Here is a 19,767-nt window from a genome sequence, read left to right as displayed (position 1 = left end):
CAAGCATTGTAGGAAACCAGGACATACCACCGTGCAGGCATTACCGTGGATGGCTGAGTGCGTTGCTGACGAGCTTGGCCGTGATGTCGACGATCTCGATCATGCGGTCGTAGGCCATGCGCGTGGGGCCTACCACGCCGAGGGTGCCGACGATCTGGCCGTCGACTTTGTAGGGTGCGCTGACGATGGACAGTTCCTGGTAGGGCACGACTTGGCTTTCCCCGCCGATGAAAATGCGCACTCCTTGCGCACGGCCTGTGACGTCGAGCAGCCGGATGAGCTGGGCTTTCTGCTCGAACAACTCGAAAGCCTGCCGGAGCTGGTTCATATCGTTGGCGAAGTCGCTGATGGACAGCAGGTTCTTTTCGCCGGAGATGATGACGTTATCCGCAGTCTGTGCGGAAACATCTGCGCTGACATGCACCGCAGCGGTCATCAGACCGACAATTTCCACGCGCAGGGAAGCGATTTCTCGTTCCAGCCGTTCCCGCATCTCTTCCAGGGTCAACCCTGCGAAGTGGGCGTTGAGGTAGTGGGCTGCCTCGATCAGTTGGGCCGGGCCGTAATCGATTTCCGTATGCACGACCTGGTTATGCACGTCCCCATCCGGGCCGATGATGATGACCAGCAACCGCCTTTCGGACAACTGCAGAAACTCGATGTGCCGCAGTACCGAGGGCCGACGGGGAACGACGACGACCCCGACGAAATGCGACAGGCTCGATAGCATCTGCGCAGCGTGGGACATGACCTTTTGGGGTTGATCTGCTGCGAGCTGCGAAGGCACATCCAACGTATTGCGCTGCACAGTGAGCATCGTGTCGACGAAGAGCCGGTACCCCCGTGCGGTGGGAATCCGTCCAGCAGAGGTGTGGGGGCTGGCGACGAGGCCCAGCTCTTCCAGATCCGACATCACATTGCGGATCGTCGCGGGGGATAGCTCTACCCCACTTGCCCGCGATAGGGTTCGCGACCCCACGGGCTGTCCATCGGCGATATAGCGCTCGACGAGCGCTTTGAGCAGCATCTTGGCGCGATCGTCCAACATCAAGGCATTGTAGGAGGCGGGTTTTTGCGCGGAATTCCCCCCATTGATACACTGCCAGGCTCCCGTTTACCGGGGTTTCACGGGGCGTGCGTGCCGTGTGCGGCAGGGTGGCGACGTCCGGGTAGTGGTGCTGTGGATTGCATAGGAGAGGCAAGTTGACACTGTTGTCGTACGGCGTGGCGCTGTTGTTGGGAACCTTGGCGGCTGTGGGGCTGTTTTTCTTCTCGGCGACCCGGGGCGCCTTGCTGGTTCGCGGTGCGTTGGGGCGGTTGCGCGGCGAGGATGCGCATGTGTACCCCCTGTACTCGGATATGCGGCTGATCCGGTTGGTCGATTGCCAGCCGATCATTGCGGCGATTTTGCTGTTCCAGTACAGCAGACTGGTGTCGATCATCACGCAGGGGATGCAGCACATTGACTTGCATGGTCGGCGGGTATTGATCACGTCCTGTGCTTTTGGCAACGTGATGCCCCGTGTCGTGCGCGCTGCAGCGCAGGCTGGGGCTTCCAAGGTGCTGGTGGCCGACATCATCCAGAACGAGCTGGATCACGCCATGCGCAAGCTGGCCGACTATCGCGAGTACATCGAGCCGATGCGTGACAACGCGGTATCGATGCGGCTGCAAGACGGTTCGGTCAGTGCCAACGTCATGTTTTTCCTGCTACACGAGCTGCCCCATGCCTATAAGGAGGACGTGGTTCGAGAGGCCATTCGGGTGTTGGCGCCGGGGGGCAAGCTCTTCCTGGCGGAATTCCATCGCCCTGGGCCATGGTTGCTGCGGGCCTTGAGCTGGGTGTACTTCAAGGTGTTCGAGCCGTATGGCTTGGCCTTGTGGGATACGCACGACCCCGTCACGCTACTCGAAGCCATGCCCGGGGTTACGTGCGAACGGCACCTGGCTTTTTTTGGCAATTTTCAGGTCATTGTTGCGACCAAGGAGTGAAACCTTAGCGGGAGCGTTGCGCCGCCAGCGCCGCCGCCGCAGTGGCCCAGCGCCGTGCCATGGCGGGCGTGTTGATGCACGTGGTGGCGTGGGCTGTGCTGTAGACGGATCGTTCCAGCAATTGGATGTCCGCTTCGTGCTGTCGGGCCACGTGGGGGTCTTCGAAGAAGATCACTTTTTGGCACTGCAAGTCGAGCACGCGCTCCGCAATCTGCGCGTCCCCACCGAGAGGGCCGCTTTGGTAGCACGTTACCCAGGGGCGCGAACTGTCCCATCCGCGTGACCACGCCATCGCGTTGAGCTTGCGCCCTGTCGTCCCGGTGGCGACACGGCTGGCAAAGCGCGAGAGCGTGTCGAAATGGTCCCCGGCAAAGGCAAGCATCTCGTTCTTGAGCGCATCGTGCGCAACCAAGGCCATGGTTTGCGCTTCAAGCTCCCAGCATGCACGCGCCTGGGGAAAGAGTGCATCAGCTTTCCCAGCCAGGATCAACTCGACGGCGATCCATTCGATTGCGCCAGCCAGGGTGGCGACGAAGGGCTTGGCGTGGATGATGCACTGGCGCTTGAGCGCAAGGGTTTCTGGATACATCGACGTAGGGTTGACCGGGTCGATGAAAAATACCACGCCATCCAGCACAGTACCAGGTTCCACCCCCCCGGCGATGCGTGACACCAAGCGCATCAGCCCACCGTCGCGACCATAGCCTACGGAGACGAGTTGGTCACGCAGTAGGCCGTTGACGACCAGCACATCGTGTGCTCCACCCGTGGCGTGGAAATGGAGACCGAGTTCGCGCAGCCCAGGTTCGCATAGCCGTGCCCATTGCAACAAAGCGCAATCCTGGCCGATGCGATGCAGCCGGTGCGCAACGAGTCCGTATTGCACAGAAAAATTCCTTCCTTACTTCCAGCACTCGTCGCGGGAGAGCGTGGCCCCCACGACACCCTTCATGCCTTCCTGGTTGATCGTGAACGATCCGCAAGGGTCAGATCCCATGGGCGATCCGCTGACGGGCTGCATGGTCAGGGTGTAGCTGCTCGCGTTGACGTTGGAAGAATCGAGCGTGACGAGCGCATACATCTGCTCGCCTTCCGCCGGGGCGCGCTTGAGTTTGTCGGGGATCTGGCTGAAGACACCGTTGCCTCCGCGATCTTGGTCGTAGCGGTCATTGGCGGAATAAAACCGCTCCATGAATTGCGCTACTTGCAGCAATTGCACCCGTGCGTCTGCGCGCCGACTTTTGGCGATGTGGCTGGTATACGCAGGTGCTGCAATGGCCGCGAGGATGCCGATGATCACGACGACGATCATGATTTCGACCAGGGTGAAACCATAGTCGCGCCGTGCCTGTGCGGGCCGGGCAGCACCAAGGTGGTTAGGCATAAGACGAGTCATGGTGTACAGAGTATGTGGTGCAACAAGGCTGGCATTCTCGGTGACGCAGCGTGGCAGTTTCGTGTGCCAGTCGCGAAGCGGCTTCACGAAACTCCCCTCGCCCAATGGGAGAGGGGCAGGGGGTGAGGGGGGTCTGTGCAAAGTCATGGCAGTTATCGCATGAACAACTGCCTCCACTCGCGGGAACGAACCCCGGTAATGGGCGCGGGCTGGCAGTTGCCCATCAGTGTGCAGCTCAGCTTGACGGTGATCCCGGAACCATCGCCGCCGGTGATGCCGGTGTAGACGGTTTGGGTGGCGTCGCTCAACGCATTGACCTTGAGCCAGGTGTTGCGTCCGTCCGCCCGGGCAGTGAACCCGCTGACCATTGCGTCTTCGGAGTTGATCGTCCCGTCCCCGTTGGTATCAAGCACCTGCTCACCGGGACCGGCGCCGGTCAGCCCGTCGATGATGTAGACGTAGCCCGTTCCCTGGCCGCTTTGCGCGCAGACGTTGGAGGAAACATTGCTGGGGGAAATGGCATCGACGGCGATATAACGGCCCAGCAAGCCTTCCAGCGGATACACCACGCGCTCGCCGGTGTGGGGCAGATCAATGTACCACCCCCGTTTGGTGGCCCAGTTCACTGCATTGCGCGAGACAGAGTAATAGGTCACATCCTGCACCGAAGTCGACAAATCGCTGTTGACGACAGTGCGGCTTAGGGTTTGCGCCTCCGAAATGGTCTGCTGCACCAAATTGCCCGTACCAGTCTGCGGAATGCCTGTCGAAGCCACTGCGCTCCCGAAAGGCTGGCTGTCCCAAATGCCATAGGCAGTTTGTTGGTCAGTCGTCGAGATGTCGCTGGTCTCGAAGAATTTTCCGGTGCCAACCACGACGAGGTACCCCGTCGTGGGGGCTTCATTGGGGGTATAGGGGTTGGGGCGGAGGAGGACGGCAGGTGCGGCAGTGATCGGTTTGGTGTTCCCTACAGCCAACAAGGGTTGCCCTTCGAACCCCAGCTTCCAGTCGGAGGCGGCAGGGCCACTGAGGTCGAATTTCCAGAGATTCCCTTTGAGGTCGCCCGCATAAGCGCCGACCACCTGCTGGTAGTTGTTGCGAACGATCCGAACGCCACCCAGCCCATTGCCAGGGCCGTTTTCTGCGACGATTTCCTTGAGGAGTGCCCCGGTGTTGAGGTTGACGACATACAGCCGCGCCGAGCCATTGGCGCTCATGTACCCATTGCCAAAGATGGCAACCCAGTCACCGCTTGGTAGCAGCCCAGCCTGGAGGTCGGTGAGGATGTGCCCCAGTTGCGCAAACCCCGTGCGGGCCGGGGTGATTTCCCAGAGCACGCTGTCGGCAGTCATGGCCAAGGGATCGGTGACATTCAGCGCAAAGATGGATTTGGGGCCTGCGCCAGAGGTTCCCAGCAGGAGGTTGCGCCACTGCGTTCCATCGTAGCTGGCGGTTTCCATCAGCGGGCCGTCTACGTAATAGCGGTGCGCATACGCCTTGTCAGCCAACAAGTGAAGCTGGGGCAGCACGGCATAGGGCACATAGGCAAAAATTTCCGTGCCAGCATCGTCTGGGGTCGATGTCGTGCCGTCGCGGAACGCATGCAGCATCCCGTCGTTCGCGCCGACGAAGAGCACCCCTTCCAGGTTCGTCGAGTTCCCAAGGACGAATTCGCGGTAGGAACTAGCGCCCGGCACCCCGCTCGGGAGCTTGTCGTACTGCAAATCCACGCCTTTTTTGACGAGCATCGGGCTGGAATTGACGATATCGCCCAATCGGGCTTCGCGGGTACGGAAGCGGCCAAAGTCCCCTTCTTCTGCTGCACTCCCACGCAAATAGTCGATGAGCGCAGCATCCACAGTGCCTGTCATTCTGCTGGTCAGCCCAGCGGTCGTCATGGCTGCCAGCTTGAATTCGACGGCTTTGGGAGAGGTGGTTGAACCGGTTCCCACGACGATATTGCGGTCGTTGGGGTCGGGCAAGGTGCTCAGGGGGTCGCCGGAGACGGCGTCTACGGATTCGACTTGCCATGCAGTGCTGACCTCATTGCCCGTCACAGGGTTGAGATTCCGCGCCGTGACGTTGCCTACCCAGGACCCCGTCGTGTACTGCGGCGTGTATTTGCGCGTGCCGTCGACCAGATTGGCCGTGGAAACCGCCACGCCGGACTGCGACGAGCTGAGCTTGTTGATCGCGGTCATCATTTTTTCGATGGCTTCCGAGAGGCTATCGGAGTCCGCAGCATTGAGGAACTGCCCGCGCGAATTGATTGCGGCGTGCCACATGTCGTCAATCGCGCTGGGGCTGTCCGCAGTAGCCACAGGCCACAGGATGTCACCGCTGGCAAGGCTGGCCAGGGTGGCCTGGGTTTGGGGCAATGTTCCATAAATGCCCAGACCAATACCATAAAACGACACGTTTTGCCAGAATGCCTCGTTGATCCCGCTGATTGCGGGGATATTGTTGGTCAGATCCGTGCGCAGGTCGTTGACCCAATACTTCATCGCCACGTCGGCAAGCGTGTTGCTTGTTTCGTCTTTGTAAGGATAGGCGGGGGTGTATTGGTAGGTCGATCCCGTGACGCTAGTAATCGAGGGGCCTGTGGTTTTGTCGACGTTGCCAAGGGTGGGATTGGGCGCAGCACCGTTCCAGTATCCATCGGTCATCAGCAACATATTGGAGCGTCGACATGTTGCATGGTCGCTCTTGGGTTCGGTTCCCCCCGTGGTGCTGGGGTCTGTACTGGTCGACTCAAAATCGGGCATCGACCCCCAAGGGCCGTTGCTATCCGATCTGCTGAAATATCGCCCTACGTAGTGCATTGCCAGGCGGTTGGGCGTATCCCCAGTAGCGTTGGTACTAGAACCATAGAGCCAGTCGTAGAAAGCCTGCTTGCGTTCCGTAGTGAACAGACTCACGCCTGCGTGGAGTACTTTTTTGCTTTCCAACCAGTTGATGGTGCCCCACCCCAGGCGGAACGTTGATGTCAACGGTTGGAATGCGAGGCCGATCCCCGTGCGGGCCAGTTCTACACGGGTGGAGTGGTACAGCTTCCAGTTGGCGTAGTTTTGCTTTTCTTCTTCCCACGTGCAAACATTGCCTGCACAGTCGGTACGGGCGGCGAATTTGGGGTATTGGGTGACGGAGCTGGAAGCAGTGTTTGGGTAGCGGATCGAGGTGGCTCCCGGCGCCAAGGGGCTTGCTTCATCGGGGAGATACCCTGCCGGGGTGCCGGAAGTGAAATAGTCCGCGAGGGCACTGGGGGTACCCGTTCCATCCCATTTGCGGTTGACTACTGTCGACGCGGGATCGACTCCCATGATGACTTTGTACTTGAACCCGGAACCGCTACCCTTGTTGGCCAAGGTTATGGTAGGGACAGCGACATAGCCAGACCCATGGTTGGTGACATTGATGGCTGTGATTTGTTTGTTGCTGTTGACAGTGACGGTGCCTTCGGCCCGTACACCACCGGAAGGAGGGGCGGAGAAGGACATGGTGACCCCGCTGGTCGGGTACTTTTTGCCACCGTTGGTGACACTGACGCTATCGACTTGCAGGGTTTCGACGCCGGGCTTGTAGAAGTACACACTGAATGAGGTCACGGCATCGGGGGATGCAGGGTCCATCTCTGAACCGTTGGCATTGATCCGCAACTTGTATCGGATGCGCGGGTCGTAGTACATCAGGTTGACATCTGGCGATTTGGGTGCGTAGTTGCCCCCCGGAGAAGCCATGCCATATCCGCTGTAAGAGGTACCGTACTGGTACATGTAGCTTGAAGCCATCGAACCCGAGTCGTCGAAGACGAAGACGAGATTTGGCTCTGCGGCGGAGCTTTGGGTCAGCAGCGGGGTTTGCGCCATGTCCGCGACAGCGCTGCCCAGGCACAAAAACCAGGACAGCAGCGATGCAATGAGTGCGTTGCGCATGGGAATCTCCTTGTCGTCACAAAACCTGAGCACCGGGTACTGCAGGGAACAGTCAGCGGATCATGTCGCCGCCATCTCCATCGTTGCCCCCGCCTCCTCCGCCACCGCCGGTGATCGAGACACCAAGCTCGAAAGTTGATTGCAGCCAGACTTCCGATCCCTGGGGGCGACGGTTTGCACCGGTGGCAACTCCTACGACTTCTGGGCCAAAGCCCCGGGCAGTGATGAGGAACGATGTACTGTTGTTGGCTGCCTGACCTGTCGACAATTGCACGGGAACGGCTTCGATGATGCATTCCGGGGCGCGTTGGTAGGTGCTGCCTAAAGCACTTTGGTTGACGATGGTCCCAGGGACTGCAAATACCCCCTTGGTTAGTGCGTCGTGTGCATCCCAAAACGTCAGGCTTTGCCACATGGGGCTACTGGGATTGACGAAGACGGTAGGGGTTGTGGTGAGCGAAGGAGGGAGAGTAGGTGTTTGGCCGTACGCCATCGTGACCACATCTTCACAAAACCGCAGCCCAATCTCCGCAGCCTGCGCAGCCAGGTTGTTGGTGCGTACCGCGCCGGAAGCAGATTCGGTCGATGCGGAATTGCGTATCGAAAACGTGGCCAGCATCGAGACGACCATCAGCACGATCAACGCTGCAATCAGCACCACGCCGCGTTGCAGTGGTTTTGCAGGATAGGTTCCAAGCATGGCGTACCCCCTAGATGACGCGGTTGCGTAACACCACGGTGGTGGAGTACGCACGCCGCAAGCGCAAATCGGGCGGGTTGTTTTCCAAGGTGCCGTCGCAGCGAACATACCGGGCCGAATCCAGGTTGTCGAGCACAGGGTTTTCGCTTCGCATCACGACGCAGATGCGCACTGTGGACACCTTTTGCCAGCGGGCGGAATCGCTAGGCAGCCCGGAAAGGCCCGTGGCCGTAAGGACTTCCGCCGCATCCAAATACCCCGCAACTGCCAGGGTGCCGGTGTTCGTGGCGATGTCGGTTCCGTAGCTGAACTGCAAGTCTTCGACGTTCTCTACCAAGGGTTGAGGAACTGTGTTGCCGTTACCCAGGCAATACAGGCTGGGGGCAAGAATGTTTGTGGACGTGCCGATGTAGAACCGGTTGTCGGCAAGGTAAAAGTTGGGGGTGAGTGTGGTTTGCTGCGTCCCGACCACTCCTGTGACTTGCGCAGTCATGGTGGGTATAGATTGGCCTAGGCAGTCGGTGGGGCGTCCAGCCCCCGTGACTTCCGTATTGAACGTATCGGCCTCGTAGCTGACGGCAATCGAATCCGGCAAGGTGGTCGTGCCGGATGGGCAGGTTAGCGCGTCGAGGTCGGTAGCCGTCCCAAGATTGCTGAACCTGCCATCGCAGCCGCGCACGATGAAGGTGTGCGTGCCGACAACCGCGCAGACATCGACGACGGTGGGCTGGACGACCCCCGGAGCGTAAATGGGGTTGCGAGGGCACGCCAGGGTACGGTTGGATTGTTTGGGGTTGTTGCCCGCCATGCGCAGGTGTTGGCTCAGGATGGCCAGCACGGCGTTGGCATCCTCGTTCATCAACGCCTGGGCGTCGGCCATGCGTGCCGTCGTTGCCGAACCCATGTAGGTTGCCAACGTTGCGACGATGAGCACCAGCCCCAGCGCCATCGAAACCATCATTTCGATCAGGGACAACCCGCGTTGGCGAGCGCTAGGTGCAGGGGAGCAAGGGAACAGGTTCATGGTTGCAGGGAGAGCAGAGCGAAACACTCAAAGCCGAAAACGCACGTACAGGCAACGCGGTTTGGGGTCTTCGAACGAGGCGACTTGCGATGGGCATTGATCCGAGCTGCTGGGGTTGATCGCGGCAAAAGTTTGGGGCTCGTTCCAGATGATCCACAAATTCCCGTCTGTCACTCCGGCAGAGGTATCGCGTTCCACGCGCATACCCCCGGCGGGCAGTTCGCTATCGAGCTTCCAGTTTGTGTAATTCCTGTCCAGCGTGGCGAGCAGCGCAGGGGTGCAGTTGGGGTACACGCAGTCGCTGGAGGGTTTGGAAAGACCCTTGCGCATTCCGTTGTACGTCAATTCCTCGTTGTAATTGCCCGCGATGAAGGCCGGGATATTGGCGCGCATCCGCTCAATATGGCCGGACGCCAATACCGAAGCCGTGGCACGCAACCCAGCTATCTTCGGCAATTGCACCGATACCGCAAGCATGCTGCCGAGCGACAGCAAACCAAAGGACAACACCAGAACGGTGACCAGCACTTCGATCAGCGAAGCACCACTTTGGCGCAGACAGTGTGGGAGGGGAAACGGTAGGGTAGACATGGCTAAGGTACACATTAGGAGGCGCAACTAGCATACCCATCACCGGCAACGCGGCCCCTGCCGCCGACACTGACGCAGACCATTCGTCTGGTGGGAATCGGAAATTTGGGGCCTCCGAATTGAAGGGAGAGCGTTCCACCACTGAGACTGCGTAACCGGCCAGTGGCCGTAAAAACAATCGAGGTGGTCGAAGATCCGCCAATCGAATCTAAGGAAGTCAACGGTTCTTGTCTACGCAGGATAGGGTCGGAAGAGGATCGGCCGTTTAGACTGTCCGCGTCGTAATAAACGATCCAGCCGCTGACCCATCCATTGCCACCAGGACCGGAGCCCGTATTGCATGCCGGGCTGGTCGCCAAGGGGGCATCACTGCGGCACATAACGACCCCCCCACCCCGCCGAAGCGCCTCACTGCGCGCAAACCGCAGATCGGCCAGGAAGGTATTGACTCCCGAAGCAATGGCACCTGTCTGGATGATGGAACGCAGCGAGGGGGCTGCAATGGTGGACAGAATAGCCACGATGGCCAATACCACCATCAATTCGATCAAGGTAAAACCACGATGCTGGCTGTGCAGGATGTTGCTCATGATGCTTGGCATTATGGGACGGGAGCAAACGCAACGTATCCCCCATCGGGGCTTTCTCCGTGAGAGGAATGTAATCAAACCGACTTTTTGCTGTAGTGGGTGGGAATGGAGAGCATCAATGCAGGGGAATGGGGGCACGGGGAGTGTGCAAACGGCGCTGTCTTGCGACTTCCGTCGCTCCTGCAACATGGACAACGCCAAAGAACCAAACAGGCTACAGAAAAAGCGGAGAAAACTGCGTGTTCTTCGCGTATCATCTGCGCCGTGTTGCCTGGAAAGGTGGATACATGGGTCGTGGCGTTCAATGCTGCGTCCTCTCCGGGCTGTCGGTAGTGCAGTGGCCTTGTGTAGGGCTTCTTCCTCCGCGTCGTCCCGCGCTGTGTTTGTGCAGTTTTTGCACAGTCTTATTGGGAAGTTATTTGGAAGGGGCCTCTTTATGGGCAACAAGTTGTACGTGGGCAATCTGCCCTATTCTTATCGTGACGAAGATTTGCACCAGGCGTTTTCTGCGCATGGTTCCGTCACTAGCGCGAAAGTCATGATGGAGCGCGATACCGGTCGATCCAAAGGCTTTGGCTTCGTCGAAATGGGCACGGACGCCGAGGCGCAAACCGCCATCAATGCGATGAACGGCCAGCAAGTGGGTGGCCGTGGTCTGGTGGTCAATGAGGCCCGTCCCCTTGAACCGCGTCCTCCCCGTAGTGGTGGGGGGGGCTATAGCGGTGGTGGTGGCGGCGGCGGTGGCAGTTATGGTGGTGGCGGCGGTGGCGGAAGCTACGGCGGCGGGCGATCCGGCGGTGGTGGTGGTGGCGGTAGCCGGGGAGGCTACGGCGGCGGGCGCGGCGGCGGGTATTGATTTCCTGTCAGACCACGATCAATGTACGATTGATTCACGATGCAGTCACGCTAATGCCACGCTAAACCCGCGTTCATCCGCGCTCATCGACGTAATACAAACGGCCCCTTGTGGGCCGTTTTTTTTGGTGCGTACTAGGAGCGCAGAGGATGCACGCTTTTTTTTGCCGTGTGCAACCCTCGCGACTTCCGTCGCTCCTACAACGGGAACGGAGGCATTGGTTACCCTGGTGGCCCGCCAAGCCGGGCACGTGGCTTGCAGGCAGCCGCTGTGCCAATCGATCAAATACCGCATTCGGCAGGATGTGCAGGATTCGGGCGATGATCGCCATGGGCCATGGGATGACCTGGTAGCTCTTTCTGGCTGCGATGCAGGGCACTGCCTGGGCAGCGAAGGCTTGCGCCGACATCAGGAAGGGCATATGGAACCCGTTGTGCTCGGTGAGCGGGGTGCGCACGTATCCTGGGCAGATCGTCACGACCGAGACACCTGTTCCTCGCAGCTCCCCCCGTAGGCTCTCGCAGTAGGTAATGGCCGCAGCCTTGCTGGCGCAATACGCCCCGTGGCCGGGCAGGCCACGAATCCCCGCTACGCTGGAAATGCCCACCAGCACCCCGCTTGCGCGGGCACGCATCGCGGCAAGGAAGGGGGAAAAGGTGTGCGCAATGCCCAGCACATTCGTTTCGATGATGTTGCGCAGGATGAGCAAATCGTCTGCCTCTGCGGTATCGACCCCCGCGCTGATGCCTGCATTCGCAATGACGATATCGGGCAGCCCCTGGCGTTCGATGCAGCGCTGGGCGACCTGGGCCATATCTGGTGCGTTACGCACGTCGGCAGCGTAGGCACAGTGGCCGGCAGGATGAGTGGGCAGGGCGCTGAGCACGGTTTGCAGCGCATCCTCCCGCCGTGCAACCAGTGCCAGACGGTGGCCCAGCGTGGCGTAGCGATGCGCCAAGGCTTCGCCGATGCCACTGGTCGCTCCGGTGATCAGCACCAGGGAACTCGAACTCATGGGGAGTGGGGAGTGGCGCGAGCCATCAGCGTGGCGCGAACATGGCCGTCGAGCACGACGGCCTGGGTGCGGTCATCCATGTCTAGACGATCCGCAGTGAAACGGTGGGCACCATGCCTCAGTGCTATGGGCCGGTCGGAAATGACCCGGCGTGTCGTCGTGAAGATGTGCAGGAACTCCCCCCGAAATTCCATGGCAGGATGTTTGCGACCGCTGGAGGCAGCAGAGGCAGCAGAGGCAGCAGCCTGCAGGATGTGCGCGTTGCCGACGAGACGCACTTCCGTCGCGTCGGCATCTGTCAGGGCACGGTTGGCGCTGGCGATGCTGGGGTGGCCTGCCGCGTCGAAGGAACGGATGCGTACCCCTTCGATGTCGAGCGTGCCGGAGTCGGGGTAATGCTTGGCATGTGCGCCGACGATTTCGCTGCGCAATCGCCCTGCTGGGGTGTAGGTACGCAGCGAAAAGCCGTGGAGGAAATAGTCGTCATGCGGGGACGCGGCCTCGCTTGCAGCCGGTGTAGTCGGCGCAGCCGAGGTATGCACGAGCCAATACGAGAACGAGGCTAACGTTCCCATCAGCAGCACCGGGGAATACAGCGTAAGTCGGGAGAGTACGCGCAGCATCCACGGGGGAGGCGGCGAACCAGTCATGCCGTGGCGTCGTGCAGTAGGCGGGCGTAGTGGCCGCCTGCGGTCAACAGCAAGTCGCAGCATTCGCGCACGGCGCCTTCCCCACCTCGACGGCGGGTGGTGTAGTGCACGGCGGCAAGCACTTCGGGGTGGGCGTTGGGGGGCGCGCAGGAGAGGGCGCAACGCTGCATCAACGGCAATTCATGCCAGTCGTCGCCCATCACGGCGGTTTGTTCCCACGTCGCGCCGACGACCTGCAACACCGAGAGGGCGGCGGGAAGTTTTTGCACCTGCCCATAGTGGGCATGTTCGATGCCCAGCGCACGCAGCCTTGCCCGTACCGGTTCCGAATCCAGGCCAGTGATGACGGCAACGTGGATGCCTACCCCAGCCAGCAGCCGCAAGCCCAGGCCGTCGTGGGCATGGAAGCGCTTGAGCACCTCGCCCCCCGCGCCGAAATACAGCCCTGCATCGGTCATGACGCCATCGACGTCGAGGATCAGCAGGCGTACCCCTTGGGCGCGCAGCAGCAATTCCGGGGAGAAGGAGAGGACAGGGGTAGTCATGGCGATGGAGGGTAGTGAGAGCGCTGGTCAGATGACCTTGGCGCGGAGCAGATCGTTGCTATTGAGAGCGCCGCACAGGCATCCCTGATCATCGACTACCAGCACGCTGGTGATGGCGCGTTCTTCCATCAGTGCAACGGCATCGACGGCCAAGGCATCAGGGCCTAGTGTCCAGGGCTTGGGGTGCATCACCTCTTGCGCAATGCGGGTGCGCAGGTCGATGCCTTGTTCGATCCATCGGCGCAGGTCGCCATCGGTGAAGATACCTTGTACGCGATCCTGTGCATTGACGATGGCGCTGCAGCCCAGCCCTTTGGCGCTCATTTCCTGTACCAGTTCGGCAAAGGTGGCATCCATGCCTACGCGGGGGATGGCCGTGCCGGTGCGCATCACATCCCGCACGTGGGTGAGGAGCTTGCGCCCGAGTGTTCCCCCGGGGTGGGATCGGGCAAAGTCTTCGGCCCGGAACCCCCGCGCATCAAGCAATGCCACGGCCAGTGCATCCCCCAGGGCAAGCTGGGCAACGGTGCTGGCGGTGGGTGCCAAGTTCAGTGGGCAGGCTTCCTGCGCGACGCTGCAATCGAGCACGTGGTCGCAACACTGCGCCAGGGAAGACTGGAGCCGCGAGGTCATTGCGATACGCAAGACCCCCATGCGCTGTAGGGGGGGGAGGATGGCCAGGATTTCGTCGGACTCGCCGCTGTAAGACATGGCGAGCACTGCATCCTGCGCCTGGATCATCCCTAAGTCCCCGTGGATGGCTTCCGTAGGGTGGACGAATAGGGACGGGGTGCCAGTGGAAGCGAGCGTGGCGACGATCTTCCTGCCGATGTGCCCGCTCTTGCCCACGCCCATGACCACAAGCCGACCTGGCGTGTGCAGAATGGCTTGGACGACATGGGCAAAACGTTCGTCGAGCCGATCACGGATGCCGAGCACAGCCTGGGCTTCGATATCCAGCGCCTGCCGTGCCAAGGTGAGGATGCGCGAATCGTCGGGCGAAATCGGGGCGCGGGGGGCATCGCTAGACATGGAGAAATTGTAGGAGTGGGCCGAAAAGTGTCCCAAGGGAAATGGGATGTACGCAAAACCACCCCAGCGTCGTTATATCCCCTTGTCGCACTGTCTTTTTGTACTGTCTGCGTGGGGAGGCCTAGCCGGGACAATTTTGCGTAAGTCCTAGTAAAGTAGTCCGCATGGGTTCCTTGGAATTGACATTGTTGTATCTCTTGGCCGCCGTGCTGGGGGTGGTGGTGTGCCGCAGCCTGAAGCTGCCGCCGATGTTGGGGTATTTGGCGGTCGGGGTATGCATCGGCCCACATGCGATGGCCGTGGCGCGCGATGCGCAGGGCGTGGCGCATTTGGGCGAATTCGGCGTGGTCTTTCTGATGTTTGTCATCGGGCTGGAATTCCACCCCCACAAGCTGCGTGCCATGCGCAAGCATGTGTTGGGGCTGGGGCTGCTGCAAGTCGTCGCCACCGTGTTGTTGGGCACTGGTGTGGCGCTTGTATTGGGGTGGGCAGTCGGATTGGGGATCGACGCTCGGGCAGCCTTCGTGCTGGCAAGCGCTTTGGCCATGAGTAGCACGGCTATCGTCGTCAAGTTGATGAGTGAGCGGCTGGAGTTGGAGTCGGAGTACGGCAAGCGCGTGATGGGCGTGCTGCTGTTTCAGGATTTGGCGGTGGTTCCCCTGCTGGTGCTGATTCCCGCGTTGGGTGGGCCGGCGGGGGATATGTTCGCCACCCTGCTATGGGCGGTGTGCAAGGCTACTGTGTTGGTGGTGTTGCTGCTGGTTGGCGGGCCTGCCGTGATGCGATGGTGGCTGACGCTCGTTGCGCGCAGGAAGAGCGAGGAACTGTTCGTTCTGAACATTCTGCTCGTCACACTGGGGCTGGCGTGGCTGACCGAGCTTGCAGGGCTGAGTATGGCGCTGGGGGCTTTTATTGCGGGGATGCTCATTTCCGAGACCCAGTTCAAACAGCAGGTCGAAACCGACATCCGTCCTTTTCACGACGTGTTATTGGGTCTGTTTTTCATCGGCATCGGGATGTTGCTCGATTGGCGGCTGGTGCTGGAACGCTGGCCCGTGGTGCTCGTGCTGCTGGGCCTGCTTTTCGTATTCAAGGCTGCCGTGGTTGTCGGGGTGGCGCGGCTGTTGGGGGCCACGCCGGGATCGGCGTTGCGAACCGGGTTGTATCTGGCGCAAGCGGGGGAGTTTGGGTTTGTGCTGCTGACGCACTCGCATGGGATCATTCCGGCGGAACTCTTCAACCCCGTCCTGGCGGCGATGGTGTTGTCGATGCTGGCGACCCCGCTGATCGTCTTGCGCAGTGGGGACATCGTCATGGCTATCGCGGCAAACGAGTGGCTGATGGAATCCGTGCAGATGACGAGCATTGCCCGGCAGTCGATGAAGGTGCGCAAGCACGTCATCATTTGTGGATACGGGCGTTGCGGGCAGAACCTGGCGCGGATGCTGGAAGAAGAACATATTGCCTATGTCGCGCTTGATCTCGACCCCGACAGGGTGCGGCTGGCTGCCGCTGCGGGGGATACCGTCGTCTTCGGCGACGCTGCACGGCTGCAAGCGTTGATGGCTGCGGGGCTGGCGCGTGCTTCCGCCGTCGTCGTCACCTACCTCAACACACCTAGCGTGATCCGGGTGTTGGGGCACATTCGCGAACATGCCCCGCACGTCCCTGTCGTCGTGCGGACGCAGGATGACCACGATTTGGAGCTGTTGCAGCGTTCCGGCGCAACCGAAGTCGTGCCGGAGGCGATTGAAGGGTCGTTGATGCTGGCCAGCCATGCGCTCGCGCTGGTGGGAGTTCCGATGCGGCGCGTGATCCGTAGGACGCAGGAGCAGCGCGATGCCCGCTATGCCCTGTTGCGCGGCTACTTTCGCGGTGCGGACGACGCCCCGGATGGCGATGACATGCAGCAGGAACGTTTGCACAGCGTGCGCCTGCCCCTGGGGGCGCGCTGCCTGGGCAGGACGGTCGATGCCCTGCATTTGTCGGAGCTGCACGTGCAGCTTGTGAGCCTGCGGCGCAAGACGGGACAGGTGTTGTCCCCGGCGGATGCCACGAGTCTTTTCGAGGGGGATATCCTGCTGCTGTCAGGCAAGGGGCCTGCGTTGGAAGAAGCCGAGCGCAGGCTGGTGGCGCGCTCCGGGCCAGGGTAGAGCGCAGCGGCAGTGGGGAATAGTGGGGTGCCAGTGGGGTGATGGCGTAGCCTGTGTGCTACTGCTACTGCGATCACTGCTGGCGGAAGCGGTGAGATTCGAACTCACGGGCGCCTTGCGACGCCGCTGGTTTTCAAGACCAGTCCATTAGACCGCTCTGGCACGCTTCCATACCGTTTTGCACTGGAATGGGGCATTGTAGGGAGCGGCACAACGCGTCCGTTCTCGTTGTAGGAGCGACGGCAGCCGCGATGTCCCCACGGGACTACTGGTCGTCGTGCGGAATCCTGGGCAAGGCAGCCAACCATTTGCGCAGGGATTCCTTGAGGACGCCCACTGCAACGGGCTTGGTGAGGAAGTCGTCCATGCCCACTGCCAGGCAACGCCGACGATCTTCTTCGAAAGCATCGGCGGTGAGGGCGAGGATGGCGGTGCGCGATTTGCCAGTCGTCGCTTCCCACGCACGAATCCACTCCACCGCAGTGCATCCGTCCATCACGGGCATTTGCACGTCCATCAGGACGAGGTCGGGTAAGTCACTATCCTGTTTGGCGTGCTGAAAAACGTCGACGGCCTGCTGGCCATCCGCCACGACATCGACCTGCATACCCATGGCTTGCAGCATCGATACGATCACAAGGCAATTGACTGGGTTGTCTTCTGCTACCAGGATGCGTGCTTTGGGCAAGGGGATTTCCGCGATGTCTCCGCGCAGTTGCACGGGGGCTTCCGGGTTGACGTTGCGGGTTTCCCCTCCATTGGGCAGTGCGCGAACGGGCACGCGGAACCAGAACCGCGACCCCTTGCCCACTTCGCTTTCCACACCGACTTCCCCCCCCATGAGCCGGGCAAGGTGTTCGACGATCGATAGCCCCAATCCGGAGCCACCGTATTCGCGCGTCGTCGAGCTATCGGTTTGCGTGAATGGCTGAAAAAGGAGATCGAGTTTCTCCGGCGCAATGCCAATGCCGGTGTCTGTCACCGCCCATTCGAGCAACGCAACGTCCTCGCTTTCGTCGACGACATGGCATTCCACGCGCACTTGGCCCTGGTGGGAAAACTTGATGGCGTTACCAAGCAGGTTAGAAATCATTTGGCGAAGCCGGTAGGAATCTCCCTGGAAACGTCGGCCAGCAGAGCCATTCCACACACCGTGCAATTGCAGATGCTTGGCGTCTGCGGCGCCGCTAAAGAGCATGCACACTTCTTGCAGTAGCGCGTGGGGGTCGAAAACGATGGTGTCGAATTGGAGCTTGCCGGCCTCGATCTTGGCCAGGTCGAGCACGTCGTTGAGTAGCGTCAGCAAAGTCTGCCCCGACGCGAGGATCGTCCTGGCGTAGTGACGCCGCGTGTCTTCAGTGACCTCGGGCGCCATGAGCAACTGGGCAATCCCCAGAATGCCATTCATGGGGGTGCGGATCTCGTGGCTCATCGTCGCGAGAAATCGGCTCTTGGCAACGTTCGCAGCCTGGGCATCCTGCGTGGCGTGAACCAGGTCGGTGATGTCTACCCGGAACCCTGCCGTGTGTCCATCGGGCATCTTGCGCTCGATGACCCGCAGGATGCGCCCGGTGTCGAGTTCGACTTCCATTTTTTCGCCGTCGCCACGGTGAACCGCGAAGCGTTGATCCAGCCATTCTTCTTCTCGCCCGACAGCATCCTTGTACTGGCCGCGACGCACTCCTTCCCGCACGATCGATTCGAAATCGGCGCCGGGAACGAACAAGTCTGCTGATGTCGCATACAGCTCGCGGTATTTGTCGTTGCAAAACACGAAACGGTCTTGCGCGTCGAAGAGCACGAAGGCTTCGTCGACCGTGTCAATGGCGGCACGCAGCAGGGTTTCGATGCGTTGCAGCTCTTTGCGCGCACGGTGGTGCTCGGTGATGTCGAGGCTGATGCCGACGTAATGCAGCAGCTTGCCGTCTTCGTCGTGCATGGCGGAAATGTTGGCCCAGACGATGTACAGCGAGCCATTGGCCCGCCGGTTCTGGATTTCCCCCGACCAGTGATCCACGGTGTTGAGGGACTGCCACATCGTTTGGTAGAACTCGCGCGACTGCTGGCCAGACTTGAGCACGTTGGTTTTGTGTCCCCGCACGGTTTCCAGCGAAAAACCCGTCTGTTTCACGAAAGCCGGGTTGACGCGGATGATGCGCGTCTGCGGGTCGGTCACGACGATCGATTCCTGCGCGCCCATGAATACCGCCTCGCTCAACAGCGCCTGCCGCTGCTGGTCTTTGAGCACGGTGATGTCCGTAGAGATTCCGGCCACGCCGTAGATCGTCCCGGAACGGTCGCGAAGCGGGAACTTGCGGGTGAACAAATCCAGCTCGCCGCGTTGGGTGGCAGCGAAAGTCTGCTCTTCCAACGTCAGCACTTCGCCACTGGAGAGGACTTTGTGGTCGGTCTCGTTGTGGAGGATGGCATCTCGCAGCGGCAAGAATTCTTCGCGCTTGTGGCCGACGACTGCTTCCCGGGGCAAGCCCCACATGTGTAGACAAGACTGGTTCGCCAAGAGCATTTGGCCGTGCTTGTCCGCCGCGTAGATGCTGCTGTCGCTGGAATCCAGCAGCAGTTCGTAGAACAGACGATCCTGCTCCCGGGCGATTTCTGCGGTTTGGTCCACGAGGGTCAGCAGAACCCTGCGGTCGAGCTTGTAGTCGATCGACAGGCACATCAGCGAGACGTCGAATACCCGCTCTTGCCCATCAATCGTGACGAAGACTACCTTGGGGACGGAAGCCGTTTGCCCGGGTAGCACATCGCGCACTACACGGTGCAGGCGCCCCCGTTCGCCATTGCCGAGCCTCTTCCAGAGCCGCACGTCCAGGCCAACGTTGGGCCCTAGCACGCCGAGAAGTTTGTCCGCCAGCTCGTTGGCATCATCGACGATGCCGTTGGTATCGATGACGATGGCAGGGATCGGGAGCCGGGCAAACAGGCTGTGGTAACGGCCACGCAAAACTTCCGCGTCTTGCTGCGCAGCACGCAGTTCGTCGTTTTGTAGTTCCAGCTCGATCTGGTAAATGCGCAGATCTTCGAGCAATTGGAGTGCTTCGACGTTGTCGGGCATGCCCGCAATACGCCCGGCGTCTGCCTGATCGAGCACCGCCTTGGCTCGCTGCTTGAGGCGCAACAAACGTTCGCTATTTTGTGTAGTGGACTCCATGACGCCCTTCGAGCAGAGTATTCCCCCCGCTGCAACCTACAGCCGTCGTGCTACCCCAACCCTGATCTCCCTGTGCCGACAGCCAAGAATGGCCATTGTAGAGAGTGCCCCATAGGCAA

15 protein-coding genes, 1 tRNA gene and 1 pseudogene are annotated in these 19,767 nt (G+C 60.6%); 3 read left to right on the top strand and 14 right to left on the bottom strand.

Features of this window, described 5'->3' with window-relative positions:
• Positions 1–40 precede the first annotated feature (40 nt).
• Positions 41–1,048 carry a heat-inducible transcriptional repressor HrcA gene (gene hrcA, locus CENROD_RS04885; protein WP_022772000.1) on the bottom strand — a complete coding sequence of 336 codons (1,008 nt, stop codon included), beginning with the start codon at positions 1,046–1,048 and terminating at the stop codon, positions 41–43.
• Positions 1,049–1,203: 155 nt separating this feature from the next.
• Between hrcA and CENROD_RS04880 the strand changes: the two genes are divergently transcribed.
• On the top strand, positions 1,204–1,992 hold the full coding sequence (locus CENROD_RS04880; RefSeq protein WP_022771999.1) for a methyltransferase domain-containing protein: 789 nt from the start codon (positions 1,204–1,206) through the stop codon (positions 1,990–1,992).
• A 4-nt stretch (positions 1,993–1,996) separates the two neighbouring features.
• On the opposite strand, the gene CENROD_RS04875 is transcribed toward CENROD_RS04880, so the two are convergent.
• From CENROD_RS04875 to CENROD_RS04845, 7 genes are all read right to left on the bottom strand, one after another.
• Positions 1,997–2,878, bottom strand: a complete 882-nt coding sequence (locus tag CENROD_RS04875) for a methylglyoxal synthase (protein ID WP_022771998.1) — start codon at positions 2,876–2,878, stop codon at positions 1,997–1,999.
• Positions 2,879–2,893: 15 nt separating this feature from the next.
• Positions 2,894–3,388: a type IV pilin protein gene (locus tag CENROD_RS14485; protein ID WP_022771997.1), complete on the bottom strand. Its 495-nt coding sequence runs from the start codon at positions 3,386–3,388 to the stop codon at positions 2,894–2,896.
• A gap of 152 nt (positions 3,389–3,540) precedes the next feature.
• The gene (locus CENROD_RS04865; RefSeq protein ID WP_022771996.1) at positions 3,541–7,320 is read right to left on the bottom strand and encodes a pilus assembly protein; all 3,780 of its coding nucleotides are present in this window, start codon (positions 7,318–7,320) and stop codon (positions 3,541–3,543) included.
• 52 nt (positions 7,321–7,372) lie between these two features.
• On the bottom strand, positions 7,373–8,020 hold the full coding sequence (locus CENROD_RS04860) for a pilus assembly PilX family protein (RefSeq protein WP_022771995.1): 648 nt from the start codon (positions 8,018–8,020) through the stop codon (positions 7,373–7,375).
• Between the two features lie 10 nt (positions 8,021–8,030).
• Positions 8,031–9,044: a PilW family protein gene (locus tag CENROD_RS04855; protein WP_022771994.1), complete on the bottom strand. Its 1,014-nt coding sequence runs from the start codon at positions 9,042–9,044 to the stop codon at positions 8,031–8,033.
• A 27-nt stretch (positions 9,045–9,071) separates the two neighbouring features.
• Entirely contained in the window at positions 9,072–9,635 is a 564-nt protein-coding gene (gene pilV / locus CENROD_RS04850; protein ID WP_022771993.1) for a type IV pilus modification protein PilV, read from the bottom strand.
• 14 nt (positions 9,636–9,649) lie between these two features.
• Positions 9,650–10,225, bottom strand: coding sequence for a GspH/FimT family pseudopilin (locus CENROD_RS04845; RefSeq protein ID WP_022771992.1), 576 nt, complete (start codon positions 10,223–10,225; stop codon positions 9,650–9,652).
• Positions 10,226–10,661: 436 nt separating this feature from the next.
• Between CENROD_RS04845 and CENROD_RS04840 the strand changes: the two are divergent.
• Positions 10,662–11,075, top strand: a pseudogene (locus CENROD_RS04840) (RNA recognition motif domain-containing protein); the annotation flags it as partial.
• Between the two features lie 79 nt (positions 11,076–11,154).
• Here the strand turns inward: CENROD_RS04840 and CENROD_RS04835 are convergent.
• Genes CENROD_RS04835 through CENROD_RS04820 form a run of 4 tightly spaced genes read right to left on the bottom strand, consistent with a single transcriptional unit; the run spans position 11,155 to position 14,323 of the window.
• The gene (locus CENROD_RS04835; protein ID WP_022771990.1) at positions 11,155–12,096 is read right to left on the bottom strand and encodes an SDR family oxidoreductase; all 942 of its coding nucleotides are present in this window, start codon (positions 12,094–12,096) and stop codon (positions 11,155–11,157) included.
• On the bottom strand, positions 12,093–12,746 hold the full coding sequence (gene lptC, locus CENROD_RS04830; RefSeq protein ID WP_022771989.1) for an LPS export ABC transporter periplasmic protein LptC: 654 nt from the start codon (positions 12,744–12,746) through the stop codon (positions 12,093–12,095). The genes CENROD_RS04835 and lptC overlap by 4 nt, the downstream gene beginning before the upstream one ends.
• Positions 12,743–13,291: a KdsC family phosphatase gene (locus CENROD_RS04825; RefSeq protein WP_022771988.1), complete on the bottom strand. Its 549-nt coding sequence runs from the start codon at positions 13,289–13,291 to the stop codon at positions 12,743–12,745. The genes lptC and CENROD_RS04825 overlap by 4 nt, the downstream gene beginning before the upstream one ends.
• A 27-nt stretch (positions 13,292–13,318) precedes the next feature.
• The gene (locus tag CENROD_RS04820) at positions 13,319–14,323 is read right to left on the bottom strand and encodes a KpsF/GutQ family sugar-phosphate isomerase (RefSeq protein ID WP_022771987.1); all 1,005 of its coding nucleotides are present in this window, start codon (positions 14,321–14,323) and stop codon (positions 13,319–13,321) included.
• Between the two features lie 164 nt (positions 14,324–14,487).
• Here CENROD_RS04820 and CENROD_RS04815 point away from each other — a divergent pair, with 164 nt between their 5' ends.
• Complete coding sequence (locus CENROD_RS04815; RefSeq protein WP_022771986.1) at positions 14,488–16,476, top strand: monovalent cation:proton antiporter family protein; 1,989 nt, start codon at positions 14,488–14,490, stop codon at positions 16,474–16,476.
• Between the two features lie 80 nt (positions 16,477–16,556).
• Here the strand turns inward: CENROD_RS04815 and CENROD_RS04810 are convergent.
• Both CENROD_RS04810 and CENROD_RS04805 read right to left on the bottom strand, forming a co-directional pair.
• Positions 16,557–16,646: transfer RNA gene (locus CENROD_RS04810), tRNA-Ser, on the bottom strand.
• Between the two features lie 95 nt (positions 16,647–16,741).
• Positions 16,742–19,648, bottom strand: coding sequence for a PAS domain S-box protein (locus CENROD_RS04805; RefSeq protein ID WP_022771985.1), 2,907 nt, complete (start codon positions 19,646–19,648; stop codon positions 16,742–16,744).
• Positions 19,649–19,767: the final 119 nt, after the last annotated feature.

Source organism: Candidatus Symbiobacter mobilis CR (genome assembly GCF_000477435.1).
Taxonomy (GTDB): Bacteria; Pseudomonadota; Gammaproteobacteria; order Burkholderiales; family Burkholderiaceae_C; genus Rhodoferax; species Rhodoferax mobilis.
Note: the sequence above shows the minus strand (reverse complement) of the source record. Positions and strands in the feature narration are given on the sequence as shown.